The sequence below is a fragment of the Streptomyces sp. TAA486 genome, assembly GCF_000426165.1.
Map to the genome: position 1 here is coordinate 105,863 of NZ_AUEV01000007.1, position 25,606 is coordinate 131,468.

A 25,606-nucleotide genomic window follows, 5' to 3' on the forward strand; every position below is an offset into this window, starting at 1 on the left:
GCCAGTGCACAGCGGCCAGTGGCCTCAGAGCTCCGTGGCCCGCTCGTGCCTCGGTTCGTACATGCCTGCCTCGCCGCCTCCCGGCAGCCGGAACCTCGTGAGGCGCCCCCAGCCGGCGTCGGTGACCGGCTGGGTGAACTCGACGCCCTTGGCCGTGAGTTCGGCCACGGTCGCGTCGACGTCGTCGCACATGAAGTAGAACTCGTGCGCACCGGGACCGTCGGCGGGATGTACGGCGATCTCCGCGGGAGGCAGCTTGAAGATCAGCCAGCCGCCCCCGGCGTCCACGTGCGGGTATTCCAGTACGTCGCGGAAGAAGGCGCGGTCGGCCTCCGCGTCGCGGCTGTAGATGATGACGTGTCCACCATTGATCATGCCGTGACCCTAGGCGCCGCCACTGACAACGGAGGCGCCGCTGGGTGTCCAGAATCACGACGCGGCCCGTGTGGCATGGGTCTCGCACCCGCAGACGCTGTGGCCGCACCGACTACCCGCCGGTAGCATCGAGGTATGGCAGACAGCAGCAAGCGGGCGGCCAGGCTCGCCAAGGAGATCACCGCGTTCGCGCAGCGGCACGGCGGCAGCGCTGAAGGGCAGATCGCCTACGTGGGACAGGCGGGCGCCCGTATCTCGCTCGTCGGTGCCGACGGGACCTGGGGCGATCTGATGGCGCCCTCGGTGGAGACCGCCCGGAAGGCCACGGAGCAGGCGGGCATCACCGTGAACGAGTCCTTCGCCGGCGAGATGGCCGACAAGGTGAAGACCGGCCCCTACGAGTGGAGCCGCATGGCGGGCATCCAGCTCGGAGGCCCCAGCGGCAGCACCGCCCGCGCCTGACACGGCGCACTCACCACACACGTTCCGCCGGGGAACGGTGAGGGCCCGGACCACCGTCACTGGTCCGGGCCCTCACTCATGCACGAGGGTGCCGGTGCGGCCGGGTCCGGAGCATCGCGTACCCGTGAGTGCCCCCGCGGCAAGGGAGCCGGTACGGGAATCAGAGCAGGACGCCTGGGAATCAGCGGGACGCGCGGCAGTCAGCGCAGGAACGGATCGATCGCGACCGCTACGAAGAGCAGCGAGACGTATGTGATCGACCAGTGGAAGAGGCGCATCTCCTTCAGCTTCGCGCCTGTCGCCCCGGACTTGGCGCGCGCCAGCAGCGCGTGTGCCTCCCAGAGCCACCAGCCGCCGGAGACCAGGGCGACCCCGGTGTAGAACCAGCCGACGTAGCCCAGCGGCCACAGCAGCAGCGAGACCGCGACCATCACCCAGCTGTAGAGCACGATCTGGCGCGCGACCACTCTGTTCGTCGCGACGACCGGGAGCATCGGCACGCCGACGCGCGCGTAGTCCTCGCGCACCTTCATCGACAGCGGCCAGTAGTGCGGCGGCGTCCAGAAGAACATGACGAGGAAGAGGATGACGGCGGCCCAGCTGACGTCGTTCGTCACCGAGGACCAGCCGATCAGGACCGGCATGCAACCCGCGATGCCGCCCCACACGATGTTCTGCGAGGTGCGCCGCTTGAGCACCATCGTGTAGAGGAGCACGTAGAAGAGCAGCGCGCCCAGGGAGAGCGCCGCCGAGAGCCAGTTGACGAGCAGTCCGAACCACAGCGTGGAGACGACCGCCAGGCTCAGCCCGAAGACGAGGCCCTCGCGCGGGGTGAGGACGCCCGTCACGAGGGGGCGGCTCTCGGTGCGGTGCATCTGCGCGTCGATGTCCCGGTCGACGTACATGTTCAGCGCGTTGGCGCCGCCGGCGGACAGGTATCCGCCGACGCACGTCGTCAGCACGAGCAGGAGGTCCGGCACGCCCTGGGCGGCGAGGAACATCACCGGGATCGTGGTGATGAGGAGCAGTTCGATGATGCGGGGCTTGGTCAGCGCGACGTACGCCTTGAGCCGGGCAGAGAACGACCGGTCCACGGTGCTGGTCTCGAGCACCCCCGCAGGACGGGATCCGACGGCCGTCACGAACACCCCTGATCAATACATGAAATGCGAGCGGGAACGGTGCACGTTCCGTAAGGCTCGCGCGTACCACGCCACTTTAGACCGCGCCGGTATGCGCCTTGCGCGGGGGGTCTCACGACGCTGCTGCCGCACCGCCCGCGCGGAGTCGCCGCCGGATGCTCCGCTACGCCGCGCGAGGAGCGGCTCGCCGCCTTGCGCAGGGAATCGCGGCGCAACGCGTGTTGTTCCCACAACTGTCGGTGCGCCGTTGGTGAGCACCCGGAAGAGATGCGTGTAGCACAGGGGTACGCTCGACACCGCCGGTGAGCGCAACGGCACCGGTCACCGACTTGTGGAGAGGAGCCCTGACTCAGGGTGAGCACGAAGCCGACCACCGCAGACCTCGAATGGACCGATCTGGACCAGCGGGCTGTCGACACCGTCCGGGTTCTGGCCATGGATTCCGTGCAGAAGGTCGGCAACGGCCACCCCGGCACGGCGATGGCACTCGCACCGGCGGCCTACCTGGTCTTCCAGAAGCTGATGCGTCACGACCCGTCCGACCCCGATTGGTCGGGCCGTGACCGGTTCGTACTCTCCGTCGGCCACTCCAGCCTGACGCTCTACATCCAGCTCTACCTCGCCGGTTACGGCCTCGAGCTGGACGACCTCAAGAGCTTCCGCACGTGGGAGAGCAAGACGCCCGGCCACCCCGAACACGGGCACACCGTGGGCGTCGAGACGACGACCGGCCCGCTGGGCCAAGGCGTCGCCAACGCCGTGGGCATGGCGATGGCGGCCCGCTACGAACGCGGCCTCTACGACCCGGAGGCGCCCGCCGGCGAATCGCCCTTCGATCACACCATCTGGACGTTCGCCAGCGACGGCGACCTCCAGGAAGGCGTCTCGGGCGAGGCCTCCTCCCTCGCGGGCCATCAGAAGCTGGGCAACCTCGTCGTGATGTGGGACGACAACCACATCTCCATCGAGGGCGACACGGAGACGGCCTTCTCCGAGGACGTGGTGAAGCGGTACGAGGCATACGGCTGGCACGTGCAGCGCGTCGACCAGCTGCCCAACGGCGACCTCGACCCCAAGGCCCTCTACAAGGCGTTCAAGGCGGCGAGGGCCGAGACCTCCCGTCCGTCCTTCATCGCCGTGCGCTCGATCATCGCCTGGCCCGCGCCCGATGCTCAGAACACAGGGGCTGCTCACGGTGCCGCGCTCGGCGAGGAAGAAGTCGCCAAGACCAAGAAGGTCCTCGGCTTCGACCCCGAGCAGCACTTCCAGGTCGGCACGGACGTGCTGGAGCACACGCGCAACGCGTGGGACCGGGGCCGCGAGGCGCGCACCGCCTGGGACAAGCAGTTCGCCGAGTGGCGTTCGGCGAACCCCGAGCGTGCCGCCGAGTTCGACCGCATCCGCGCCGGCGACCTGCCCGACGGCTGGGAGAAGGCAGTGCCCTCTTTCGAGGCGGGCAAGGACATGGCCACCCGGAAGGCCTCGGGCGCCGTACTCAAGGCGCTCGGCCCGAAGATCCCGGAGCTGTGGGGCGGTTCGGCCGACCTGGCCGGCTCCAACAACACCTCGTTCGAGGAGAGTTCCTTCCTTCCGGAGGGCAACCCGCTGCCGGGCGCGGACCGTTACGGCCGCACGGTGCACTTCGGGATCCGCGAGCACTCGATGGGCGCGACCATGAACGGCATCGCGCTGCACGGCAACACTCGCGTCTACGGCGGGACCTTCCTGACCTTCTCGGACTACATGCGTCCGGCGGTGCGTCTCGCGGCGCTGATGAAGGCGCCCGTGACGTACGTGTGGACGCACGACTCGATCGGTCTCGGCGAGGACGGCCCGACACACCAGCCCGTCGAGCAGCTGCCCGCTCTGCGCGCCATCCCGGGCCTGAACATCGTCCGTCCGGCCGACGCGAACGAGACGGCGATCGCCTGGGCCGAGGTCCTGCGCCGCCACGCCGACAAGCCCGCGCCGCACGGCCTGGCGCTGACCCGGCAGAACGTGCCGACCTACGAGCCCAACCCCGAGGCCGCCATGGGCGGTTACGTGATGTTCGAGGCCGACGGCGGCGAGCCGCAGGTGATCCTCATCGGCACGGGCTCCGAAGTGCAGCTGGCCGTCGAGGCCCGCGACGTCCTCCAGGCGGAGGGTGTGCGTACGCGGGTCGTGTCCATGCCGTCCGTCGAGTGGTTCGAGGAGCAGGACCAGGCGTACAAGGACACCGTGCTGCTGCCGACCGTGCGGGCACGGGTGGCGGTCGAAGCGGCCGTCGGTCTGACCTGGCACCGGTACGTCGGTGACGCGGGGCGGATCGTCTCGCTGGAGCACTACGGCGCCTCCGCCGACTACAAGACGCTCTACCGGGAGTTCGGCCTCACTGCCGAGGCGGTCGTCACTGCCGCACGGGAGTCACTCGAAGCCGCGTCCCGCTGACGCCCCCGACACGTACAGAAAGCTACGACAAGCAGGAGATGTAATTCCCATGACAGACGCTCTCAAGCGCCTCTCCGACGAAGGCGTCGCGATCTGGCTGGATGACCTGTCCCGTCACCGGATCACGTCGGGCAACCTGAGCGAACTCATCGACGAGCAGCACGTGGTGGGCGTCACGACGAACCCGACGATCTTCCAGAAGGCCATCTCTTCCGACGACAAGTACGACCAGCAGGTCTCCGACCTCGCCTCCCGCGGCGTCACGGTCGAGGAGGCGCTGCGCATGATCACCACCGCCGATGTGCGGGACGCCGCGGACGTGCTGCGTCCGGTCTTCGACGCCACCGGCGGCAAGGACGGCCGGGTCTCCATCGAGGTCGACCCGCGCCTGGCGCACAAGACCAAGCCGACCGTCGCCGAGGCGCGTCAGCTGGCCTGGCTGGTGGACCGCCCCAACACCTTCATCAAGATCCCGGCGACAAAGGCCGGCCTGCCCGCCATCACCGAGACCATCGGGAAGGGCATCAGCGTCAACGTCACGCTGATCTTCTCGCTGGAGCGGTACCGCGAGGTCATGGACGCCTTCCAGGCGGGGCTGGAGAAGGCCAAGGCTCTGGGCATGGACCTCTCGACGATCCACTCCGTCGCGTCCTTCTTCGTCTCCCGCGTGGACACCGAGATCGACAAGCGGCTGGACGCCGTCGGCACCGAGGAGGCCAAGGAGCTCAAGGGCAAGTCCGCCATCGCCAACGCCCGCCTCGCCTACCAGGCTTACGAGCAGGTCTTCGGCCCCGCCGACGGGTCGGCCGAGCCTCCGGAGCGCTGGAAGGCCCTGGAGCGCGCCGGCGCCAACAGCCAGCGCCCGCTGTGGGCCTCGACGGGCGTGAAGGACCCGACGCTCCCGGACACCCTCTACGTCACGGAGCTGGTCGCCCCGAACACGGTCAACACCATGCCGGAGGCCACCTTGAAGGCCACCGACGACCACGGCGAGATCACGGGCGACACCGTGCGCACCAGCTACGCGGACGCCCAGGCGGTCCTCGACTCGGTCGCCTCCCAGGGCATCTCCTACGACGACGTCGTGCAGGTCCTGGAGGACGAGGGCGTGGAGAAGTTCGAGGCGTCCTGGAACGAACTGCTGTCTTCCACCGAGGCGGAACTCAAGCGCCTCACGCCGAAGGAGGCGTAAGGAAGTTGACCGACGCAGCCAACCCGCTGCGTGACGCACTGGACCGGCGGCTCCCGCGCATCGCGGGACCGTCCGGACTGGTTATTTTCGGCGTCACGGGTGATTTGTCACGTAAAAAGCTGATGCCTGCCGTTTACGACCTCGCGAACCGTGGTCTGCTCCCGCCGGGCTTCTCCCTCGTCGGCTTCGCCCGCCGGGACTGGGAGCACGAGGACTTCGCCCAGGTCGTGCACGAGTCCGTCAAGGAGCACGCGCGGACGCCGTTCCGCGAGGAGGTCTGGGAGCAGCTGTCGCAAGGCATGCGCTTCGTGCCCGGTGTCTTCGACGACGACGAGGCCTTCAGCACCCTCAAGTCGACGATCGAGGAGCTGGACAAGTCCCGTGGCACGGGCGGCAACTTCGCCTTCTACCTCTCTGTGCCGCCGAAGTTCTTCCCCACCGTGGTCTCGCAGCTGAAGAAGCACGGCCTCTCGGAGAGCGCCGAAGGCTCGTGGCGCCGCGCGGTCATCGAGAAGCCCTTCGGGCGCGATCTGCCCAGCGCCCAGCAGCTGAACGCGATCGTGCACGATGTCTTCCACCCCGACCAGGTCTTCCGCATCGATCACTACCTGGGCAAGGAGACCGTCCAGAACATCCTGGCGCTGCGCTTCGCCAACACGATGTTCGAGCCGCTGTGGAACCGCAGTTACGTCGACCATGTGCAGATCACCATGGCCGAGGACATCGGCATCGGCGGCCGCGCCGGCTACTACGACGGCATCGGCTCGGCCCGCGACGTGATCCAGAACCACCTGCTGCAGCTGCTGGCGCTCACGGCCATGGAGGAGCCCGCCTCCTTCGGCGCCAAGGCCCTGCTCACCGAGAAGCTCAAGGTGCTCAACGCGGTGCGGCTGCCGAACGATCTGGGCAAGCACACGGTGCGCGGCCAGTACACGGCCGGCTGGCAGGGCGGCCTGAAGGTGCGCGGCTATCTGGAGGAGGAGGGCATCGACCCGAAGTCGAAGACCGACACCTTCGCGGCCATGCGTCTGGAGATCGACAACCGCCGCTGGGCCGGAGTGCCGTTCTATCTGCGCACGGGCAAGCGCCTGGGCCGGCGCGTCACCGAGATCGCGGTCGTCTTCCAGCGCGCGCCGCACTCCCCCTTCGACGCGACCGACACCCAGGAACTCGGCCAGAACGCCCTGGTCATCCGCGTACAGCCGGACGAGGGCATCACCATCCGGTTCGGCTCGAAGGTGCCCGGCACGCAGATGGAGATCCGCGACGTGACGATGGACTTCGCGTACGGCGAGTCCTTCACCGAGTCCAGCCCCGAGGCGTACGAGCGCCTGCTGCTCGACGTCCTGCTCGGCGACGCGAATCTCTTCCCGAGGCACCAGGAGGTCGAGCGGTCCTGGGAGATCCTCGACCCCGTCGAGCACTACTGGGAGAAGCACGGCAGGCCCGAGCAGTACGCGGCCGGCACCTGGGGTCCCCAGGGCGCCGACCAGATGCTCGCACGCGACGGACGGAGCTGGCGCCGGCCATGAACATCGACCTCACGGACACCAATTCCAGCCAGATCAACACCACCCTCGTCCAGGCACGGCGCTCGATCGGCTCCCCCGCCGTCGGCATGGTGCTCACGCTGGTGATCGTCACCGACGAGGGCAACCACTACGACGCTCTGAAGGCAGCGAGCGAGGCGTCGAAGGAACACCCCTCGCGCATCCTCGTGGTCATCCGCCGTCCCGGCCGCTCGCCGCGTGACCGCGCAATGGCCAGGCTCGACGCCGAGGTGCGGGTGGGCAGCGACTCCGGTACGGGAGAGACCGTACTGCTGCGCCTGCACGGCGAGTTGGCCTCGCACGCCTACAGCGTCGTGCTGCCGCTGCTGCTGCCGGACGCGCCCGTCGTGGTCTGGTGGCCGGACGACGCCCCGGAGCATCCCTCCGACGACAAGCTCGGCACCCTGGCACAGCGGAGGATCACCGACGCCGCCGCCGCGGAGGACCCGGTCGGCGAGCTGAAGCTGCGCGGCGAGACGTACGCGCCCGGCGACACCGACCTGTCGTGGACAAGGCTGACGCCCTGGCGCAGCGTGCTCGCGGCGGGTCTGGACCAGCAGTCCCTGAAGGTGCGCTCCGCCGTGGTCGAGGGCGAGGGGCACAACCCCTCGGCGGAGCTGCTCGGGATGTGGCTGTCCGAGCGACTGCGGGTGTCCGTCGAACGCAAGGTCACCGAGGGCCCCGGCATCACGGCCGTACGGATGGAGACCGCCGACGGCTCGATCTGCCTGGACCGCGCGGACGGCTCGCTCGCCGAACTGGCCGTACCGGGACAGCCGGACCGGCATGTGGCGCTGCACCGGCGTGGCATGTCCGAGCTGATCGCGGAGGAGCTGCGCCGCCTGGACCCGGACGAGGCGTACGCGTCGGCCGTGCAGTCCGGCACGAAGGAGCGCGGCAAGGGCAAAGGCAGGAGCTCCGGAACGCGGACCGGCGGAAACGGTGGCGGCAGCGGCAGCCGCAGCCGCAAGCAGACGCAGTCGCAGGCGGAGGAGGAGTCGGCGAAACAGCCCGCGGCTGCGAAGAAGGCGGCCAGGTCCACCGCGAAGAGGGCGGCGAAGAAGTGAGCCCCGCCGCCCGGGTCTTCGTGCATGGCGACAAGGACGAGATGGCCCGCGCGGCGGCGGAACGGCTCGTCGCCCGGGTGACCGAAGCACAGTCGGCACGCGGAAGCGCCTCGGTGGTGCTGACAGGCGGGCGCAACGGCAACGGGCTGCTCGCCGCGCTGGCCTCCTCGCCCTCCCGCGGCTCCGTCGACTTCTCCCGGCTGGACGTGTGGTGGGGCGACGAGCGGTTCCTCCCCGAGGGCCATCCGGAGCGCAACGTCACTCAGGCGCGTGACGCCCTGCTCGACTCCGTGCCGCTCGACCCCGCCCGCGTCCACCCGATGGCTGCGTCCGACGGAGCGTACGGCAACGACGTGGAGGCCGCGGCCGGAGCGTACGAGTCCGAACTCGCCGCAGCAGCAGGCCCGGAGGACCAAGGGCGCGTCCCCTCTTTCGACGTGCTGCTGCTGGGCGTCGGTCCCGACACGCATGTGGCCTCGCTCTTCCCGGGGCACCCCGGAGTCCGGGAGACGGAGCGCACGGTCGTCGGCGTGTCCGACTCGCCGAAGCCGCCGCCCGTACGCATCTCGCTCACGCTGCCCGCGATCCGGGCGGCACGTGAGGTGTGGCTCCTGGCGGCAGGCGAGGACAAGGCTCAGGCGGTGGCTCGCGCCTTGTCGGAGACAGACGAGTCACAGGCACCCCAAGCCCCCGCCGCGGGTGCGCGCGGCCGCGACGGAACGCTCTGGCTCCTCGACGAGGCGGCAGCGGCGAAGCTGCCGAGCGGTCTCCTGCCGCCGTCCGCGCGTTCCTGAAGCGGGGGAGCCGCCACCGGCTGTCTCCGCCGGTCACGACGGACCGGAAGAAGCGCAGCCGCCCGGTGTTCCTCAACCGACGCGACGGTGCCTTGTGACCGGAGAGTTCCGGTCACAAGGGCACCGTCATTCGTGCGCGCTGCGGGCTCAGGCCTGGCCGTCGGCCGCCTCGTCGGCAGGCCCCGGCCAGTACGCCGGGAACGCTGCGGCCGGCCGCCGTCCGGTTTCCACCAGGGAGGGGTCGGCCAGATCGGACGACGCCGGGAAGGCGACACCGTTCGGCGGGTGGACGACGGTCTCGGCGATGTCCGCGACGGTCTCGAGCTCGACCGCCGGCTCCGCGTCGCCGTCGGCGAGGTACTGCTCCTGCCCCATGTCGGGGAAGAGGTCACGGAACGCCACCGCTCCGCCGTACTCGTCGATCATGCGCTGCGAGTTCTCCTTCGCGAACAGGATCCCCTCGGTCCGCACCGACAGCGCGGACCCGTCGGCCCGGTACATGAGGTCGCGGACCAGCGGACGGATCTGCTCCGACAGCCGGATGCACGCACCGGACGGGCTGACCACCTCGCCGAGGATGACCCACCAGGCCCCAGCGGCGGCACCGGTGTTGGCGATGAAGTCGGGGATCACCGTGACCCCGCGCTCCAGCAGAAGCTGCTCGGCCTCGGGAGTCGTCGGCACGTTCGCCGCCTCCACCACGAACTTGCCCCGGATCCGGTCGCAGTTGTCCGCGGTGATCGTGTGGCCGACGGCAGCGGGCACCAGCACGTCCACGTCCAGGCCCAGCCACTCGTCGCCGGGACGTTCCACGTCGTCCTCGCGCAGTACGGAGCGGTCGATGATGCCGCTGGTCGTCCGCGCGGACAGCAGGAGCTCCACGTCGAGGCCGCGGGACTCGTTGAGGATCATGCCCTGGGCATCCGTGATCCCGACGACCTTCACCCCGGCGTGCTCGAGGTAGAGCGCCGTGGATCCGCCCATCGCACCGAAGCCCTGCACGACCGCGCGGGCCGTCCCGGCGGGGATGTCCCGGTGCTCCAGGGCCGCCAGCGCGGCCTCGGCCACGCCGTAGCCGCCGATCAGCTCCGACAGCTTCAGGCCCTCGGTCTCCGCGGTGAATGCCTGGTGGATGCGCTCGCGCACCTCGGCCTCGTCCGTGGAGCGGACCACGGCCGCGTGGAACGAGGTCTCACCGATGCCGACACGGGAGAAGGCGCGGTTGAGCTGTTCCTGCCCCGTCCCCAGGTCGCCCGCCGTCACCCAGAAGCGTTCCAGCAGCGGCCGGACGCCTTCCAGGAACCGCTCCCGCACTTCTTCGGCCCGCGGGTCCGAAGGGTCGAAGTCGATTCCGCCCTTGGCGCCGCCGACGTGAATTCCGAAGGCGCCCATCTTCAGGGTCATTTCCCGGGCGAGCTCACCGACCTCGTTCAGTGTGCAGCCGGGCCGCATACGCAGACCACCGGTGGCGATACCGCACACCAGCTCGTCGATCACGACGAAACCGCGAGCGGAAGTCTTGGTGTCGCGCCATGTGACCTGCAGATAGGGTTCATGCTCGAGAACCTGCAGCGGCGTCTCGACAGCTGAATGTGTCACTTGGCACTCACCCTTTCCGGTCACTGATAGGCACTTACTCGCACGTACACGTTCGGAGCCGTCCTGGCATGGAAGGCCAGGGCAGGGCTGATTCCCAGGGAACTCGCGGAATTCTTCCGCTGATTCGAGCGGCTTGGCTCGCTCGCAGGCAATCGACGACCGTACGGGCAGGAAGAATTACGCCGCAGGGCACACTTGTGGCGGGCCCTCAAACGGCGCTAGAAGGTTAATCGGAATTACGCAGAGAACGCATCTGGTTGCGTTGTGCGTAGCGCCTACTGTGAGGTCACGCTTCGCCCCTTGTCAAGCGGTCTCTTGGGGGACGGTTTTCCGCTGTCGGTTCATTATTTCGAACAGAAAAGAAAGCGCAGCTCAGAGCGGTCGCTCGGCCGGACGGACCGCCCGGACTCAGGCCCTGACCGACCGCCGCAACCTACCTTTTACACCCCGGAAGCAAAGGCCGGCTTCCACCGCCGGAACCATCCGGCAGGAGCCGGCCCCGCCTCACCGGGAAAGGGGGCGATCAGCGACCCCGCAGCTCCCGGTACCGCCCGACGAGGGACGAGGTCGAGGAGTCCAGGCCCGGGACCTCTGCCCCGTCCGTCAGGGCCGGCTCCAGCCGCTTGGCGAGGACCTTCCCCAGCTCGACTCCCCACTGGTCGAAGCTGTCGATGTTCCACACCGCGCCCTGGACGAAGACCTTGTGCTCGTACAGCGCGATCAGCTGGCCCAGGACGGACGGTGACAGCTCCTCGGCGAGGATCGTGGTCGTCGGACGGTTGCCGGGGAACGTGCGGTGCGGCACCTGCTCGTCCGCGACGCCCTCCGCCCGTACCTCCTCCTCGGTCTTGCCGAAGGCGAGCGCCTGCCCCTGAGCGAACAGGTTGACCACAAGTTGACAGGCCAGCCTTCACCCTGCCCGACCTGATGAGGCTCAGGAAACGCGAAAGGGAATAGGTCAGGAACCGACAAGACCCCTCACGAACCGTGTCGGCTCCTCCAACACCGCCCGTGCCCCCGCGCCATTGGAGAACCGGGCTGCCAGCGTCTTCTCGGCGACACCGGGCGGCAGCGCCTCGGCGAATTTCAGCCCCTTCACCGCCTGCGCGTCGACATCGGGCGGGTACAGCCGGTCGGACGCGTCCGCAAAGGCCTGCCTCCAGGCACCAGGGTCGATGTCCTCGCGCAGCCGGATCCAGCAGTCGTTGACGCGCTGTGCGGGCACCGTGATCGCTTTGAGAGACGCGGCGAGCGTGGCGTTCGCCCCGTGCCCGGCCCAAGTCCACCATCGCGTGTGACCACCGCTGCCGCGTGTGATCAGCGTTCCCCCCGGGTGCACGGCGTCCATGAAGTGTTCCCTTGCCTGCCGAAGGCAGACGTTAGCTCGGCTAGTCAGCCTCACGGCCGGTTCGGTGCCGAGCAGCACCTCACGCACCGCGCGGGTCAATTCGAACGATGTTGCCTGCACGAACCCGAAGCTGCTCCACTTCGCTTTGCCGCCGCCATCAGCCGGCTCCACGTAGCAGCGTTTGCGGGTCCAGTCGATGTAGGTCACCATCCAGCTGCGGCCCGCGAGCAGCAACTTCCGGGGGCCGTCGATCTCCTCGGTGAGCAGGTCGGGGTCCGTCCCGCCGATCTCCGTACGTCCGTTCAGCACGGTGAACTGCGGCGGTGCCGTGAAGATGGCGGTCAGTAGCATGAAGTGCCGGTGCCCGAAGCGGCGTTCGGCCTCGGGGCCGATGAAGAGCATGCCGCCGTGGCAGTCCAGATAGCCTTCGTCCACCAGGTGCCGCACGATCGCCTCGGCGGGCTGTCCGAAGAGCCCGAACTCCTTCCACCACTCGTTCCACAGTCGGTTGCCGACCTGATGTTCCTGCAGACATAGGGCGACGATGTGGCTGGGCTCTGGCGGTGCGGCGACCGGCTCCACCCAGCCACGCGACCACAGCAGCAGCAGACCCGCTGCGGACACCAGCACGTCCTCGGACAGGGCGAGGAAGAAACAGTTGCGCTTGGTGTCCGCGCGACGTCCGGTGCGTCCGAGCCGTTGAAGGAAGGACGCCACCGTACTCGGCGCGTCGATCTGGATGACGCGGTCCAAGTCGCCCACGTCGATGCCGAGTTCCAGCGTGCTCGTGGAGATGATGACGCAGTCCCGGACCTCGGCGAACGCCTGCTCCGAGCGACGTCGTTCGTCCGCCGACAGCGACGCATGGGACAGGAAGGTGGTCACACCTCGAAGCCGGAGCTTCTCACCGAGTTCCTCCACCAGTTTGCGCGATTCGCAGAAGACGAGCCACCGAGTCGGTCCGCGCCCGCAGATCGTCCTCAAGTGCGGCGACCTGCGGGCGCAGATCCTTCAGCAGTGCGGCCTTGTCCACCAACGCATACTCCTCGACTCACGTTCCCCGGGGTGCTCGACATCATTGTTGCGCGGGAGAACCCAAGCCGTCACAACTCGGCCCAGTCCGGCAAAGCGACTCGTGAGCCAGCACAACCGCCACCGTCGATGCCGACCATCCGTCATCTGCTGACATGCTGCGGCCCACCGCCCACCAAGTCCCGCGCTGTCCGTCGGACGGCATCAACCCGTCGTCCGCGCATGTCACGAGCGGTGGAACACCGTCGTCACACAAGCAACTTCTCCATGAACAGCACAAACACATCTGCACCACAAACCACGGAATTCGTATACCCGGGTATTCGGCGCCCTGGCGAAGGAGATCTGGTTGCCCTGCCTCGCTGGCCAGCCAAGTAGTACGCCACATGTCCAACGGTCCTGGCAGCGCGACTACTTGAGGAATCAACGGTGGGATTCGAGGTTGACCCGGACGACTTGGAGGCCTTCTCCAGGCAGCTGGCTAGGGCATCGGGCGACGTTCGCAGTGCACTTGACTACATGCAGAAGGAATGCACGATCGGCCCCTTCGACAGGGGACCATTGTCGGAAATCGCTTCGATGTTCAAATCAGGCCACGAAGAAGTATTCAGCAGTACGAAGTCCAGTCTCGAGAAACTGGGAAAAATTCTCGACTCCTCAAAGCGAGAGATGTCGCAGAGCGCAAAGTACTACGCAAATACCGACCGAAGCGAAGCTTCGCGGTGGATGCGACGTATCCGGCCATCAGTGGGGGAGCTTCCGGACGCACTGTTCCCGGACGGGGAGCTGGGACCGGTAAGAGCAGTTTCAATGATGTGGCGGAACCAGCAGAGCGCCTCGTTCCTCCCACCGTCGACTCCGAAGCGGATGAGCCCACCATGGCCTACCGTGAGCTGACGAAGTACGGCGACGCTCTCAGTCCTTCGTGGGTGGCGAGCAAGGGTATCGAAATCTTCTGCAGCTGGTTCGGGCTTGAGTTCAACCCCATTGACGAGGCCAAGAAGGTCTTGGCCGGCAACTGGGAAGAGTACGCCGAGTGCGCCGAAGCCTGGACGGTGCTCGGGAAGTTCTGTGACGAGCTCGCAAGAAATATCGGGGCGGGAAATAGAGCACTTGAGGATTCCTGGTCCGGAAATGCCGCAGACGGCACCCACGTTTATTTTGAAAAGTTGTCCAAAGACATCGCGGACATGAAGGAATCTTTTGATTCCCTCAAGGAGCACTACGAAGCTCTCACGGAAGCCGTATGGCACGCGACTGAAGCATCCGGCGACATCCTCAGTGGCATGCTGGACCTTGCTCTGATCATTGGGCTCACCGCTGCAGCTGGTGCTTCCACGAGTTGGACGCTCGTGGGGCCGGCCATCGCAGGAGGCGCAATTGCCGGAGAGCTCGCGATGATGGCGACACTCTATGCGAAATTCACAGCCGTGATTTCGACTGTTCAAACCGTGGTCAGCGGATCCACCGGGGCCGTCGTGCAGGTAAATCGACTGGTCGAGGCAAAGATGGTCAAATTCCCACTTCCGAGGAGTGGGTATGACAACCCGGCTGTTTGATCACAGGAGAGCAAGTCATGAATGATCACCGAGACGCATCACGGGTCGACGACGAAGAATTCCTGCAGGTCGCGCGAAACCCAGCCATTGCCAGACTGCTGGGAAAGAAGCTCGATGCACTTGCCCACGGAGAAGGCGGCCAGACTCTGAGCGAAATGGCGAAGGAGGTACTGTCGGGACGTCTGGACCTCCGACAAGCCGTGCAAATCAGCTCGTACGAGCAGGAGATCATTTCTCACATGAATGAGACTCAGAGGAATGTGGACCAGATGTCTTCAGAGGAGAAGATGAGAGCCGAGGAGGAAGGAAGGAGAATCTTTGACGAGTGCCAGAAGGAGATCGACCGAGAGCAGCGCGAGAAGTCGGGTTCCCAGGTTCCGCAGTCGAGAATGCGACACCGTGCAAAGGGGTGGAGTCTTTACTGAGTGAGTGGCAGAATGCGCGTTCAGCATTTCCTGCATCGCAAACCCTATCTAGTTCACTGACAATGAGGAGAAAGAATGAACTCCGAACTCCCTGACCTGGGGGCGTCCAGCCCGACACGAGACCTCGCCGCACGCGAGGCGGGGCAGTTCAGCATCATCCTGCTCGTTCTGGGTATCCTGGCGCCGCTGCTGCTTGTGTATCTCTCAATTGCAACCGGACATCATCTCTGGGTCACGCTGATGAACCTCGCGTGTACATATTCGGGACTCGCTGTCGTGGTGGTCGGCTGGAGGCGCAAACGTCGGAAGCTGGTGAATTTTGGAACTGCGGGGATGGTTGTATCCTGTGTTGCCTGCCTGGTGACCTTGTCTCTTCTGAGTTGAGAAGGCGGTAAAGGACTTCACACTGTGGCTTTCCAAGCGTCGCTGTCTGCACTGAAAGCAGTAAGGGTGTCTCTCGTCAAACAGGTTGCAGCACTGGAGGTGCGGGAGGAGTGATCCATCTCCTTCGCCGGATGGAGAACGTCGCCACCTGAAGATCACGACCTCTCAGGTGCGCGCGCTCCCGTGCAACTCCTTGACGAACAGCGAGTCCAGAACCACCCACTCGGTGCCACGGTCGACAACCTCCACGGTGCGGCCGTCCAGCGTCGGCGTCTGCTTCGGGTCCTCCATGGGACACAGCCACCACAGTCCGTGCGGTGACTGCGCAGGACGCCTGGACACCTGCTGGGGTCCTACGAGCAGATCGTGACCGCCGCCGTCGAAATAGCGGGCGAGCAAACTCGAGTTGTGCACGAAGCACCGCCTTGGGGCCCGACTTCTCAGCGAGCGCGGTCAGTTGGCCTGCACAGCCGCTCGGTGACGCGCTGTACGTAGGAGCGCAGCCCTGGCTTCAGCTCGCCGCCCGCGCCGAACGCGGCGTCCGCGCGCAGCACCTTCGACTAGTCCGTGCCGAATTCCTCCGCCAGAGACCGGAAGATAGCCAGGAACTCGGCGTTGAGGTCCACCGGTACGACGCCGAACTCGGCAGCCGTACCGGGCAGGTCCGCTCCCTTAAGGGTGAGGGCGAGGAATCCGCCACGCCGCACGGACGCCGTCATCCTGGCGCGCAGAGCGGCCTGCGGGTCCTGCCCCGCCGCTGCCGCCGCCCTCGCCTCGGCGACGAGCACGCTGGTACGGGTATAGGTCGAGCTGGACCAGCGGGCGCCCTCGACAGGGGGCGGAAAGATATCGCTCACGGTCGGCGTCGTACTCCAGCGGGTCGTCCCCGTATCGCAGGTGAGCGGTGCAATGGGTGACGCCGATCCTCAGCATCAGCTCTTCCAGCCACTGCGCCCTCTGCGGGGTCACGCGCCAACTCTCGCGCTGCGGCGGCATGCCAAGGAGGTCGTCCCAGATCCGCTTCAGTCCGCCGCTTGCGTCGTTGCGTCCGTAGACGTTGATCCGCTGAAACTGGTCAAGTCCGCTGACCAGCCCCGGAGCGTGCAGGAAGACAGCGGGCTTGATGAACGGGACGCGGCGTGGGTCCTCGCCCATGTCCCGTGCGGCACGTTGCAGTTGGTCCTTGAGTTCCTTGCATTTCAGGTCGGTAAGGTGAAGGGGGGGTCTTCAGCGTCCGGATGCGGTCGTCGTGGAACTGCCAGGTGTCACCGTGGTTGACGACGCGGCCCGGGTGTCCCTTGAGCTCCAGGAGATACAGGCCCCCTGGGACGGCGATGAACAGGTCGCACTCGTTGGTCCGGCCGGAAGCGGCGGTGAAAGAGAAATTCGCCCAAGCCCTGTACGGCTCGGCCTTCGGCATCAACTGCCGGATGTGGTCGAGTCCGTCCTGCTCCCACGAGTACGCCGAGCGGCGGGGCTGGAACCAGCGCTTCTTGCGGGGCTGCCCGGGCTTGTGTGTTGAGGGCTTCTTCGCTGCCGCCAACGGTCCGACCTCCGCGTGTCCGTTCCCTTTCAGGGCGTGCAGATTGCCTGGTCGACCTTATCTTCATGCGACCTGTGCCGCCCGAGAGCCGACTGACGTCTGCGGCCACTCACAGCAGCTACGTTCGCCGAGTCGAACCGTCCCTGGAATGGGGTAGGTTGCCGATTCACTCGGACCAGGCCCAGGTTCGCCTGGACCCGGGACATTGCTCCTCGCGGCATGGTCCCGGGTCCAGGAGGGATCAGCGACCCCGCAGCTCCCGGTACCGCCCGACGAGGGACGAGGTCGAGGAGTCCAGGCCCTCGACCTCCGCCCCGTCCGTCAGGGCCGGCTCCAGCCGCTTGGCGAGGACCTTCCCCAGCTCGACTCCCCACTGGTCGAAGCTGTCGATGTTCCACACCGCGCCCTGGACGAAGACCTTGTGCTCGTACAGCGCGATCAGCTGGCCCAGGACGGACGGTGACAGCTCCTCGGCGAGGATCGTGGTCGTCGGACGGTTGCCGGGGAACGTGCGGTGCGGCACCTGCTCGTCCGCGACGCCCTCCGCCCGTACCTCCTCCTCGGTCTTGCCGAAGGCGAGCGCCTGCCCCTGAGCGAACAGGTTGGCCATCAACAAGTCGTGTTGACCTGCGAGGTCGCCGAGGCCGGGAGCCGGGCGCGCGATGCCGATGAGGTCGGCGGGGACCATCTTGGTGCCCTGGTGCAGCAGTTGGTAATAGGCATGCTGGCCGTTGGTGCCGGGAGTGCCCCAGACGATCGGGCCCGTCTGCCAGTTCACGGGGCGGCCTTCGCGGTCGGTGGACTTCCCGTCCGACTCCATGTCCAGCTGCTGGAGATAGGCGGTGAACTGCGAGAAGTAGTGGCTGTAGGGCAGCACGGCATGCGACTGCGCGTCGAAGAAGTTGTTGTACCAGATGCCCAGCAGGCCCATCAGGAAAGGCCCGTTGGCCTCGGGGGGCGCCTCGCGGAAGTGCTCGTCGACGCAGTGGAAGCCGGCCAGCATCTCGTTGAAGTGGTCCGGCCCGATGGCGACCATGAGGGAGAGCCCGATGGCCGAGTCGAACGAGTAGCGTCCGCCGACCCAGTCCCAGAATTCGAACATATTCTCCGTGTCGATACCGAACTCGGAGACCTTCCCGGCGTTCGTCGAGACCGCGACGAAGTGCTTGGCGACGGCGTCCTCGCCCGCACCCAGGCCGCTCAGCAGCCAGCGGCGGGCAGCGGTCGCGTTGGTGATGGTCTCGATGGTGGTGAAGGTCTTCGACGCGACGACGAACAGGGTCTCGGCCGGGTCCAGGTCACGGACAGCTTCGTGCAGGTCGGCACCGTCCACGTTCGAGACGAAGCGGAAGTCCAGGTCGCGCCGCGTGTACGGACGCAGCGCCTCGTAGGCCATTTTCGGCCCCAGGTCGGAGCCGCCGATGCCGATGTTGACGACGGTCCTCATGCGCTTGCCGGTGAGGCCGGTCCAGTGGCCGTTGCGGACCTTGTTGGCGAAGAGCGCCATCTTGGCCAGCACCGCATGCACCCTCTGCACGACGTCCTCGCCGTCGACGCGGACGTGGGCCGCGGCAGGGGTACGCAGCGCAGTGTGGAGGACGGCGCGGTCCTCGGTGACGTTGATCCTTTCGCCGCGGAACATCGCGTCGCGCAGCTCCGCCACGCCGGACGCGGCGGCCAACTCCCCGAGCAGCCGCAGCGTCTCGTCCGTCACCAGATGCTTGGAGTAGTCGAGGTGGAGGTCGCCCACCTGCACACCGAACCGTTCGGCACGGCCGGAGTCGTCGGCGAAGAGCGTTCGCAGATGTGTGTCGCCGAACTCCTCACGGTGCTTGGCCAGCGCGTGCCACTCGGGCAGCTGATCGAGCCGGGTGCGGCGTGCTGCGTTCATCGGCGGTCGTCACCTTTTCCTCGTCCTGGATACGCCGCGCACCAACCTAATTGACGGGCAACCCGGCGGCGCGCACCGCAAGGGACGACCGGGCGGTGACGCCGGAAGGGCCGTGGAGAAGGTGGGAAGCGACGACGAGGGGACGGTGCGGCCGGAGCACCCGGGCGCGGGACGACGGGGCGCACGAGCGGGTGTCAGGGTGCCCCGCGAGGGGGCAGGTCGTCCGTCAGAGCCGGATGGAGGCCCGGGACGACCCCGGCGTGATCCGCCTCAGATCTCGCCCCGGAGCTTGGCGAGGGCCTCGGCCAGGATCGCCTCGCCGTCCTCGTCGCTGCGCCGCTCACGCACGTATGCGAGGTGGGTCTTGTAGGGCTCGGTGCGCGGCGGGTCCGGCGGGTTCTCCTCGTCCTTGCCGGCCGGGAAGCCGCAGCGGGGGCAGTCCCAGGTCTCGGGGATCTGTGCGTCGCTGGCGAAGCTGGGCTGCGTCTCGTGTCCGTTGGAGCACCAGAAGGAGATGCGAAGCCGGGGCGCTGTCTCGCCCCGCTCGGCCTCGCCCATCGGCCCCGCCCCGACCCGGCTCCCCCGGATCGCGTTGCCACTTGCCACGGTCCAACTCCCTGCCTCGCGGTGCCGCGGAACATCGACGATGAGTCGTCGCGGGCGCCCTAGTGTACGTAGGGCCCAACGCGCGTCCAGTGACCGGAGTTACTGCGTCGGCTCAGGACGCGAGCCTCATGATAGGCCGGGTTCGGCAACTTGCGGCTGCTCTTGCAAACCCGGGACACCCCTCGGGGCGCGGCCGGGCGCCGGGCCCCGAAGGCGGCAGGTGAGAGGCGGGACGGTGGGTGCGCGCGCCCCGCGGCTCGGCCCGGTGGGTCAGCTCTGCAGCTTCATCAGCAGACCGAGCACCACGACGATCGCGAACCAGATCAGCCCGACCACCACGGTCAGCCGGTCCAGGTTGCGCTCGGCGACCGACGAACCGCCGACGGACGACTGCATGCCGCCGCCGAACATGTCGGAGAGGCCGCCGCCCTTCCCCTTGTGCATCAGAACCAGCAGCGCCATCAGGAAACTGAAGACGATGAGGGCGATAGAGAACCCCATGATCACGGCTGGACCAACTCTCTCGGACTTCGCGGGAAAGACTTCACATGTACGGGGGCCGGACGCACGCCCGGCCCCCGACAGCCTACGACGGGTCACGGCCCGCCGTCATACGCCTGCCCTTTCGGGCTACGCTCCACCGCCCGTGCGGGGACGTGTCACTGGTCGCGGAAGCGCACGATCTTGACGAACTCGTCCGCGTCCAGCGAGGCACCGCCCACCAGCGCACCGTCGATGTCGGGCTGCGCCATGATCTGGGCGACGTTCCCGGACTTCACCGAGCCGCCGTACTGGATACGGACCGCGTCGGCGACCTCCTGCCCGTACAGCTCGGCGACGCGGGCGCGGATGGCACCGCAGACCTCCTGCGCGTCGTCGGCGCCGCACGTCTTGCCGGTGCCGATGGCCCACACGGGCTCGTACGCGATCACGAGGGTGGACACCTGCTCGGCGGGGACATCCTTGAGCGCGCCGTCGACCTGGGCCAGCGTGTGGGCGACGTGATCGCCCGCCTCGCGCACCGGGAGCTCCTCGCCGACGCACAGGATCGGCGTCAGGTCGTTCGCGAAGGCGGCCTTCACCTTGGCGTTGACCAGGGGCTCGTCCTCGGCGTGGTACTGGCGGCGCTCGGAGTGGCCGACGGTGACGAAGGAGCACTTCAGTTTGGCGAGCATCGCGCCGGAGATCTCACCGGTGTACGCCCCGGAGGCGTGCGCGGAGAGGTCCTGCGCCCCGTACTTGATCTTCAGCTTGTCGCCGTCCACCAGCGTCTGGACGGAGCGCAGATCGGTGTAGGGCGGCAGAACCGCGACCTCGACGGCCGCAAGGTCCTTGTCGTTCAGGGCGAAGGCGAGCTTCTGGACGTGGGCGATGGCCTCGAGGTGGTTGAGGTTCATCTTCCAGTTGCCCGCCATCAGCGGGGTGCGGGTGGTCAAGAGTCAGTCCTCCATTGTTCGCTTCTCCGGCGGGCTGGGTGTACCGCGCACCGAAGGCAGGGGGAGCAGAGGTGCGGGCAGAGTGCGGCCTGCGGCGCGGCGGCCGCACGCGCATCGCTCACGAGTCCTTCAGTGCGGCGAGGCCGGGCAGCGTCTTGCCCTCGAGGTACTCGAGGCTCGCACCGCCGCCGGTCGAGATGTGGCCGAATGCGTTCTCGTCGAAGCCGAGCAGGCGGACGGCGGCAGCGCTGTCACCGCCGCCGACGACGTTGAACGAGCCGCTGTCCAGCAGTGCTTGCGCGACGGCCCTGGTGCCCTCGGCGTAGTCGGGGTGCTCGAAGACTCCCATCGGGCCGTTCCAGAAGACGGTCGCGGCGTCGACGAGCTTCGAGGCGTACAGCTTGCGGGTCTCCGGGCCGATGTCCAGGCCCATCAGACCGGCGGGGATGGCACTGACGGGGACCGTCTCCGGCGACGCCGGCGCCTTCGTCTTGAGGTCGGGGAAGCTCTCCGCGACCAGCACGTCCACCGGCAGCACGAACTCCACGCCCAGCTTCTCCGCCTGCTCGAGATAGCCCTGGACGGCGGGGATCTGGTCCTCCTGGAGCAGCGAGCCGCCCACCTCGTGCCCCTGGGCCTTCAGGAACGTGTAGGCCATGCCGCCTCCGATGAGGATGCGGTCGGCCTTCTGCAGCAGGTGCTCGATGACGCCCAGCTTGTCGGAGACCTTCGCCCCGCCGAGCACGACCGCGTACGGGCGCTTCACGTCCTCGGTGAGCTTCTCCAGCACGCCGACCTCGGTGGCGATGAGGCCGCCGGCCGCGTGCGGAAGGCGTGCCGGAAGGTCGTAGACGGACGCGTGCTTGCGATGGACGGCACCGAAGCCGTCACCGACGTAGAGGTCGGCGAGCGCGGCGAGTTCACCGGCGAAGGCCGCGCGCTCGGCGTCGTCCTTGCTGGTCTCCCCCGGGTTGAAGCGAAGGTTCTCCAGGAGGGTCACGCTGCCGTCGGTGCTCGCCTCCACCGCTGCCGTGGCGCTGTCGCCGACGGTGTCGGAAGCGAACGTGACGTCCGCGCCGAGGAGTTCACCGAGCCGCTTCGCCACCGGAGCGAGAGAGAACTGCGGGTCGGGCGCCCCCTTGGGCCGGCCCAGGTGCGAGGCGGCGACGACACGGGCGCCCGCGTCGGCCAGCTTGCGGATGGTCGGCACGGCGGCCCTGATACGGCCGTCGTCGGTGATGGTCTCCCCGTCCAGCGGGACGTTCAGGTCGGCGCGGACGAAGACCCGCTTGCCTGCCACTCCCCCGGCGATGAGTTCGTCGATCGTCTTCATGCTTGCTGCTGTTCTCCTTGGAGTTCAGGCCCTCGGTGTCCCACATGGCGGCCTCATGGATCAGGGCTCGCAGGGCGCGTCGTCGCGCCCCGCGAGCCCTGCCATGGTCTGCCATCTCTCGGCGCTGGTCGGCTACCCCGGGGGGAACGCTCAGAGCTTGCCGCCGACGAAGGTCGTCAGGTCGACCAGACGGTTGGAGTAGCCCCACTCGTTGTCGTACCAGCCGACGATCTTGGCCTGCTTGCCCTGGACCATCGTCAGTGCCGAGTCGAAGGTGCAGGACGCGGGCCAGTTGACGATGTCCGAGGAGACGATCGGGTCCTCGGTGTACTCCAGGACGCCCTTCAGCTGGCCCTCGGCGGCCTTCTGGAAGGCCGCGTTGATCTCGTCCCTGCTCGCCTCGCGGTCCAGCTCCAGGACCAGGTCGGTGACGGAGCCCGTGGGCACCGGCACGCGCATGGCGATGCCGTCCAGCTTGCCCTTGAGCTGCGGGAGCACGAGAGCGGTGGCCTTGGCGGCGCCGGTCGAGGTCGGAATGATGTTCTCGGCGGCGGCGCGGGCGCGGCGCAGGTCCTTGTGCGGGAAGTCCAGGATGCGCTGGTCGTTGGTGTAGGCGTGGACGGTCGTCATCATGCCCTTGACCAGGCCGAAGTTCTCGTCGATGACCTTCGCCATCGGCGCCACACAGTTGGTGGTGCAGGAGGCGTTGGAGATGACGTGGTGCTTGGCCGGATCGTAGGAGTCCTCGTTGACGCCCATGACGACGGTGATGTCCTCTTCCTTGGCCGGAGCCGAGATGAGGACCTTCTTCGCGCCGGCGGCCAGGTGCTTGGCCGCGTCTTCGCGCTTGGTGAAGATGCCCGTGGACTCCACGACGACGTCGGCACCCAGCTCGCCCCAGGGCAGCTGGGCCGGGTCCTTCTCCGCCATCGTCCTGAAGGTCTGGTTGCCCACCGTGATCGTGTCGTCGGTGTGGCTGACCTGCTGCTTGAGGCGTCCCAGAATGCTGTCGTACTTCAGCAGATGCACCAGGGTCGCGTTGTCGGTCAGGTCGTTGACACCGACGATCTCGATGTCCGCCCCCTGCTCGAGCAGTGCGCGGAAGTAGTTGCGACCGATGCGGCCGAAGCCGTTGATGCCTACGCGGATCGTCACGAACCGATCTCCTCGTTGGTACGCCGGTACGGACACCGGCAAAGCTGTATGGGATGTCCCCGACCGCTTCCGACCCTACCGCGCTCCACTCTTTACGGTGACATCGGCCACCCGGGGTCCACGGGCCGTGACACGGCGCCGGAGACCGGGGGCGGAGAAAGGGTCGAAGCGTGTCGAGCGGGGCGATGCCCCTCGGCCCTTCGGGCCCGGGGTGGGGTCCCCCGGGCCCGAAGGGCCGAGGGGGAGGTCAGCCGACCATCTCCTCCGTGAGGCTGGTCTCCGTACCCGGAATCCCCAGGTCCTGAGCCCGCTTGTCGGCCATCGCCAGCAGCCGCCGGATGCGGCCGGCCACGGCGTCCTTCGTCAGCGGCGGGTCGGCCAGCGCGCCCAGTTCCTCCAGGGACGCCTGCTTGTGGTCCATGCGCAGCCGGCCGGCCGCTGCCAGGTGCTCGGGCACGTCGTCGGCGAGGATCTCCAGCGCGCGCTGCACGCGCGCACCGGCCGCGACGGCGGCGCGCGCCGAGCGGCGCAGATTGGCGTCGTCGAAGTTGGCGAGCCGGTTCGCGGTGGCGCGGACCTCGCGGCGCATCCGCCGCTCCTCCCACGCCAGCACCGACTCGTGGGCGCCCAGCCGTGTCAGCAGCGCGCCGATGGCATCACCGTCACGGACGACCACGCGGTCCACGCCGCGCACCTCGCGCGCCTTCCCCGCGATCTGGAGCCTGCGCGCCGCGCCGACCAGGGCCAGCGCCGCCTCGGGCCCGGGGCAGGTGACCTCCAGGGAGGAGCTGCGGCCCGGCTCGGTCAGCGATCCGTGCGCGAGGAACGCGCCCCGCCATGCGGCCTCCGCGTCGCAGGTGGCCCCCGAGACCACCTGTGGTGGAAGACCCCGGATCGGACGGCCGCGGCTGTCCACGAGCCCCGTCTGGCGGGCGAGCTGGTCACCCCCGGCCACGACACGTACGACGTAGCGGCTGCCGCGCCGCAGACCACCCGGCGCCATCACCACCAGGTCAGAGCTGTGCCCGAAGATCTCCAGTACGTCCTTGCGCAGGCGGCGGGCCGCAATGCCCGTATCGAGTTCCGCCTCGATCACGATCCGCCCGCTCACCAGGTGCAGGCCGCCCGCGAACCGCAGGATCGACGAGACCTCGGACTTCCGGCAGCAGGTCCGGGTGACGGGGAGTCGGGAGATCTCGTCCTTCACCGCAGCCGTCATCGCCATGGGCCGATCCTTCCATGCATCCGAAAAATACGGTCGTACGCGGCGGCCAGCAGCTCCGGGTCGTGCCTGGCTGCGCCTCCCGCGGGGCCTTCGCCCTGGGAAGCGCCTCCGGCCGCCGCGACCGGTGACAGCTGTGCTGTCGCTCCGAGCCGCTCGGCGGCCTGACACAGGGAGTCCCGGTCGGGAACGGCGTCCTCGTCGGCCAGCACCACGTCGAAGGCGAGTTTAGGGGCGTGTCGGGCCAAAACGTCCAAATGACGCTGCGGGGAGAAACCTTCCGTTTCGCCCGACTGCGGAGCGAGGTTGAGCGAGAGCACCTTGCGGGCCTTGGTCTGCGTCAGCGCGTCGAGCAATTCCGGAACGAGCAGATGGGGGATGACCGACGAGAACCACGAGCCCGGTCCGAGCACGACCCAGTCCGCGTCGAGCACGGCCTTGACGGCCTCGGAGACGGCGGGCGGATCGTGCGGAACGAGGTGCACCTGCTGCACCTCGCCCGTGGTGAGCGCGACGTTGGCCTGTCCGCGCACGGTCGAGACCTCGTCGGGGCGTTCCGGGTCGTGGCCGCGCACCAGCGCCTGGAGCTCCAGCGGGACGGCGGACATCGGCAGCACCCGCCCGTGCGCCCCGAGCAGCTTGCCCACCAGGTCGAGGGCCTGGACGTGGTCGCCCAGCTGCTCCCAGAGCGCGACGATCAGCAGATTCCCCACCGCGTGGTCGTGCAGGTCGCCTCGGCTGACGAACCGGTGCTGGACCAGCTCCGCCCAGGTGCGGCCCCACTCGTCGTCGCCGCACAGCGCGGCGAGCGCCTTGCGCAGATCGCCGGGGGGCAGCACGCCGAGCTCGTCGCGGAGCCGGCCGCTGGAGCCGCCGTCGTCGGCGACGGTGACGACGGCGGTCAGGTCCCCTGTGATGCGGCGCAGCGCGGTGAGCGAGGCGGACAGGCCCGCGCCGCCGCCGAGTGCCACGACCTTCGGCTGGGTGCCGCGCTGTGCCGCGCGCGTGCTGACCGGACGCCGCAGCCGGATGGTCCTACGAGGCATTCGCGCTTCTCACGT

At 67.9% G+C, this 25,606-nt stretch carries 25 protein-coding genes and 2 pseudogenes; 10 read left to right on the top strand and 17 right to left on the bottom strand.

The window, feature by feature from the left end; translation table 11 throughout:
* Positions 1–24 precede the first annotated feature (24 nt).
* Positions 25–375, bottom strand: a complete 351-nt coding sequence (locus tag I004_RS0111310) for a VOC family protein (RefSeq protein ID WP_028435587.1) — start codon at positions 373–375, stop codon at positions 25–27.
* 135 nt (positions 376–510) lie between these two features.
* Between I004_RS0111310 and I004_RS0111315 the strand changes: the two genes are divergently transcribed.
* Complete coding sequence (locus I004_RS0111315; RefSeq protein ID WP_028435588.1) at positions 511–837, top strand: hypothetical protein; 327 nt, start codon at positions 511–513, stop codon at positions 835–837.
* Positions 838–1,037: 200 nt separating this feature from the next.
* Here I004_RS0111315 and I004_RS0111320 read toward each other — a convergent pair whose 3' ends face one another.
* Positions 1,038–1,979, bottom strand: a complete 942-nt coding sequence (locus tag I004_RS0111320; RefSeq protein ID WP_028435589.1) for a heme o synthase — start codon at positions 1,977–1,979, stop codon at positions 1,038–1,040.
* 354 nt (positions 1,980–2,333) lie between these two features.
* On the opposite strand from I004_RS0111320, the gene tkt reads away from it, so the two are divergent.
* From tkt to pgl, 5 genes are read left to right on the top strand one after another with little or no spacing between them, the layout of a single operon-like run.
* Positions 2,334–4,409, top strand: coding sequence for a transketolase (gene tkt / locus I004_RS0111325; protein ID WP_028435590.1), 2,076 nt, complete (start codon positions 2,334–2,336; stop codon positions 4,407–4,409).
* A gap of 49 nt (positions 4,410–4,458) precedes the next feature.
* Positions 4,459–5,601, top strand: a complete 1,143-nt coding sequence (gene tal / locus I004_RS0111330; RefSeq protein ID WP_028435591.1) for a transaldolase — start codon at positions 4,459–4,461, stop codon at positions 5,599–5,601.
* Between the two features lie 5 nt (positions 5,602–5,606).
* Positions 5,607–7,133 carry a glucose-6-phosphate dehydrogenase gene (gene zwf / locus I004_RS0111335; protein ID WP_028435592.1) on the top strand — a complete coding sequence of 509 codons (1,527 nt, stop codon included), beginning with the start codon at positions 5,607–5,609 and terminating at the stop codon, positions 7,131–7,133.
* Complete coding sequence (gene opcA / locus I004_RS0111340; RefSeq protein ID WP_028435593.1) at positions 7,130–8,218, top strand: glucose-6-phosphate dehydrogenase assembly protein OpcA; 1,089 nt, start codon at positions 7,130–7,132, stop codon at positions 8,216–8,218. Before zwf ends, opcA begins: the two co-directional genes overlap by 4 nt.
* Before the next feature lie 41 nt (positions 8,219–8,259).
* Positions 8,260–9,012 (top strand): 6-phosphogluconolactonase, encoded by a 753-nt coding sequence (pgl, locus tag I004_RS0111345; RefSeq protein WP_051344967.1) that lies wholly within the window; start codon positions 8,260–8,262, stop codon positions 9,010–9,012.
* A 147-nt stretch (positions 9,013–9,159) separates the two neighbouring features.
* Here pgl and I004_RS33420 read toward each other — a convergent pair whose 3' ends face one another.
* The 4 genes and pseudogenes from I004_RS33420 to I004_RS40250 form a co-directional block, all read right to left on the bottom strand.
* Positions 9,160–10,611: a Glu/Leu/Phe/Val dehydrogenase dimerization domain-containing protein gene (locus I004_RS33420; RefSeq protein ID WP_051344938.1), complete on the bottom strand. Its 1,452-nt coding sequence runs from the start codon at positions 10,609–10,611 to the stop codon at positions 9,160–9,162.
* A 523-nt stretch (positions 10,612–11,134) separates the two neighbouring features.
* A pseudogene (locus tag I004_RS0111355) lies at positions 11,135–11,506 on the bottom strand (glucose-6-phosphate isomerase); the annotation flags it as partial.
* Between the two features lie 63 nt (positions 11,507–11,569).
* Positions 11,570–12,925: pseudogene (locus tag I004_RS33425) on the bottom strand (helicase-related protein); the annotation flags it as partial.
* Positions 12,864–12,992, bottom strand: a complete 129-nt coding sequence (locus tag I004_RS40250; RefSeq protein WP_486579976.1) for a hypothetical protein — start codon at positions 12,990–12,992, stop codon at positions 12,864–12,866. The gene I004_RS40250 and the pseudogene I004_RS33425, both read right to left, overlap by 62 nt.
* Positions 12,993–13,420: 428 nt before the next feature.
* Here I004_RS40250 and I004_RS39445 point away from each other — a divergent pair, with 428 nt between their 5' ends.
* From I004_RS39445 to I004_RS39455, 4 genes are all read left to right on the top strand, one after another.
* Positions 13,421–13,888 (top strand): WXG100 family type VII secretion target, encoded by a 468-nt coding sequence (locus tag I004_RS39445; protein ID WP_158677024.1) that lies wholly within the window; start codon positions 13,421–13,423, stop codon positions 13,886–13,888.
* On the top strand, positions 13,870–14,550 hold the full coding sequence (locus I004_RS0111365) for a hypothetical protein (protein ID WP_028435596.1): 681 nt from the start codon (positions 13,870–13,872) through the stop codon (positions 14,548–14,550). The genes I004_RS39445 and I004_RS0111365 overlap by 19 nt, the downstream gene beginning before the upstream one ends.
* 17 nt (positions 14,551–14,567) lie before the next feature.
* Complete coding sequence (locus I004_RS39450; RefSeq protein ID WP_158677025.1) at positions 14,568–14,975, top strand: hypothetical protein; 408 nt, start codon at positions 14,568–14,570, stop codon at positions 14,973–14,975.
* 75 nt (positions 14,976–15,050) lie between these two features.
* Positions 15,051–15,359 (top strand): hypothetical protein, encoded by a 309-nt coding sequence (locus I004_RS39455; protein WP_158677026.1) that lies wholly within the window; start codon positions 15,051–15,053, stop codon positions 15,357–15,359.
* 165 nt (positions 15,360–15,524) lie between these two features.
* Here the strand turns inward: I004_RS39455 and I004_RS39460 are convergent, their stop codons facing one another.
* From I004_RS39460 to I004_RS0111425, 11 genes are all read right to left on the bottom strand, one after another.
* Positions 15,525–15,773, bottom strand: a complete 249-nt coding sequence (locus tag I004_RS39460) for a hypothetical protein (protein ID WP_158677027.1) — start codon at positions 15,771–15,773, stop codon at positions 15,525–15,527.
* Between the two features lie 146 nt (positions 15,774–15,919).
* A complete protein-coding gene (locus I004_RS39840; protein WP_028435598.1) occupies positions 15,920–16,216 on the bottom strand; it encodes a hypothetical protein in 297 nt (98 codons plus the stop codon).
* A gap of 218 nt (positions 16,217–16,434) precedes the next feature.
* Positions 16,435–16,779 (bottom strand): NERD domain-containing protein, encoded by a 345-nt coding sequence (locus I004_RS39845; protein ID WP_486579969.1) that lies wholly within the window; start codon positions 16,777–16,779, stop codon positions 16,435–16,437.
* A gap of 364 nt (positions 16,780–17,143) precedes the next feature.
* Positions 17,144–18,793, bottom strand: a complete 1,650-nt coding sequence (pgi, locus tag I004_RS0111390) for a glucose-6-phosphate isomerase (protein WP_028435599.1) — start codon at positions 18,791–18,793, stop codon at positions 17,144–17,146.
* Between the two features lie 270 nt (positions 18,794–19,063).
* A complete protein-coding gene (locus tag I004_RS0111395; protein ID WP_028435600.1) occupies positions 19,064–19,351 on the bottom strand; it encodes an RNA polymerase-binding protein RbpA in 288 nt (95 codons plus the stop codon).
* 318 nt (positions 19,352–19,669) lie between these two features.
* Positions 19,670–19,900, bottom strand: coding sequence for a preprotein translocase subunit SecG (gene secG, locus I004_RS0111400; RefSeq protein WP_037975933.1), 231 nt, complete (start codon positions 19,898–19,900; stop codon positions 19,670–19,672).
* A gap of 158 nt (positions 19,901–20,058) precedes the next feature.
* Positions 20,059–20,835 carry a triose-phosphate isomerase gene (gene tpiA / locus I004_RS0111405; protein WP_028435602.1) on the bottom strand — a complete coding sequence of 259 codons (777 nt, stop codon included), beginning with the start codon at positions 20,833–20,835 and terminating at the stop codon, positions 20,059–20,061.
* A gap of 118 nt (positions 20,836–20,953) precedes the next feature.
* Positions 20,954–22,168, bottom strand: coding sequence for a phosphoglycerate kinase (locus I004_RS0111410; protein ID WP_028435603.1), 1,215 nt, complete (start codon positions 22,166–22,168; stop codon positions 20,954–20,956).
* A gap of 150 nt (positions 22,169–22,318) precedes the next feature.
* On the bottom strand, positions 22,319–23,323 hold the full coding sequence (gene gap, locus I004_RS0111415; RefSeq protein WP_028435604.1) for a type I glyceraldehyde-3-phosphate dehydrogenase: 1,005 nt from the start codon (positions 23,321–23,323) through the stop codon (positions 22,319–22,321).
* A 247-nt stretch (positions 23,324–23,570) separates the two neighbouring features.
* Complete coding sequence (gene whiA, locus I004_RS0111420) at positions 23,571–24,548, bottom strand: DNA-binding protein WhiA (protein WP_028435605.1); 978 nt, start codon at positions 24,546–24,548, stop codon at positions 23,571–23,573.
* Positions 24,539–25,591, bottom strand: a complete 1,053-nt coding sequence (locus I004_RS0111425) for a uridine diphosphate-N-acetylglucosamine-binding protein YvcK (RefSeq protein WP_028435606.1) — start codon at positions 25,589–25,591, stop codon at positions 24,539–24,541. The genes whiA and I004_RS0111425 overlap by 10 nt, the downstream gene beginning before the upstream one ends.
* Between the last annotated feature and the right edge of the window lie 15 nt (positions 25,592–25,606).

Excerpts from the sequence above, each read along its gene's own strand:
- I004_RS0111395 (WP_028435600.1), bottom strand. The coding sequence starts at position 19,351 with ATGGGCGAGGCCGAGCGGGGCGAGACAGCGCCCCGGCTTCGCATCTCC.
- secG (WP_037975933.1), bottom strand. The coding sequence starts at position 19,900 with ATGGGGTTCTCTATCGCCCTCATCGTCTTCAGTTTCCTGATGGCGCTG.
- pgi (WP_028435599.1), bottom strand. The coding sequence starts at position 18,793 with ATGAACGCAGCACGCCGCACCCGGCTCGATCAGCTGCCCGAGTGGCAC.
- I004_RS0111365 (WP_028435596.1), top strand. The coding sequence starts at position 13,870 with ATGGCCTACCGTGAGCTGACGAAGTACGGCGACGCTCTCAGTCCTTCG.
- I004_RS39455 (WP_158677026.1), top strand. The coding sequence starts at position 15,051 with ATGAACTCCGAACTCCCTGACCTGGGGGCGTCCAGCCCGACACGAGAC.
- I004_RS0111315 (WP_028435588.1), top strand. The coding sequence starts at position 511 with ATGGCAGACAGCAGCAAGCGGGCGGCCAGGCTCGCCAAGGAGATCACC.
- I004_RS0111310 (WP_028435587.1), bottom strand. The coding sequence starts at position 375 with ATGATCAATGGTGGACACGTCATCATCTACAGCCGCGACGCGGAGGCC.
- pgl (WP_051344967.1), top strand. The coding sequence starts at position 8,260 with ATGGCCCGCGCGGCGGCGGAACGGCTCGTCGCCCGGGTGACCGAAGCA.
- I004_RS0111410 (WP_028435603.1), bottom strand. The coding sequence starts at position 22,168 with ATGAAGACGATCGACGAACTCATCGCCGGGGGAGTGGCAGGCAAGCGG.
- I004_RS39450 (WP_158677025.1), top strand. The coding sequence starts at position 14,568 with ATGAATGATCACCGAGACGCATCACGGGTCGACGACGAAGAATTCCTG.
- tal (WP_028435591.1), top strand. The coding sequence starts at position 4,459 with ATGACAGACGCTCTCAAGCGCCTCTCCGACGAAGGCGTCGCGATCTGG.
- I004_RS0111425 (WP_028435606.1), bottom strand. The coding sequence starts at position 25,591 with ATGCCTCGTAGGACCATCCGGCTGCGGCGTCCGGTCAGCACGCGCGCG.
- opcA (WP_028435593.1), top strand. The coding sequence starts at position 7,130 with ATGAACATCGACCTCACGGACACCAATTCCAGCCAGATCAACACCACC.
- I004_RS39845 (WP_486579969.1), bottom strand. The coding sequence starts at position 16,779 with ATGCCGAAGGCCGAGCCGTACAGGGCTTGGGCGAATTTCTCTTTCACC.
- whiA (WP_028435605.1), bottom strand. The coding sequence starts at position 24,548 with ATGGCGATGACGGCTGCGGTGAAGGACGAGATCTCCCGACTCCCCGTC.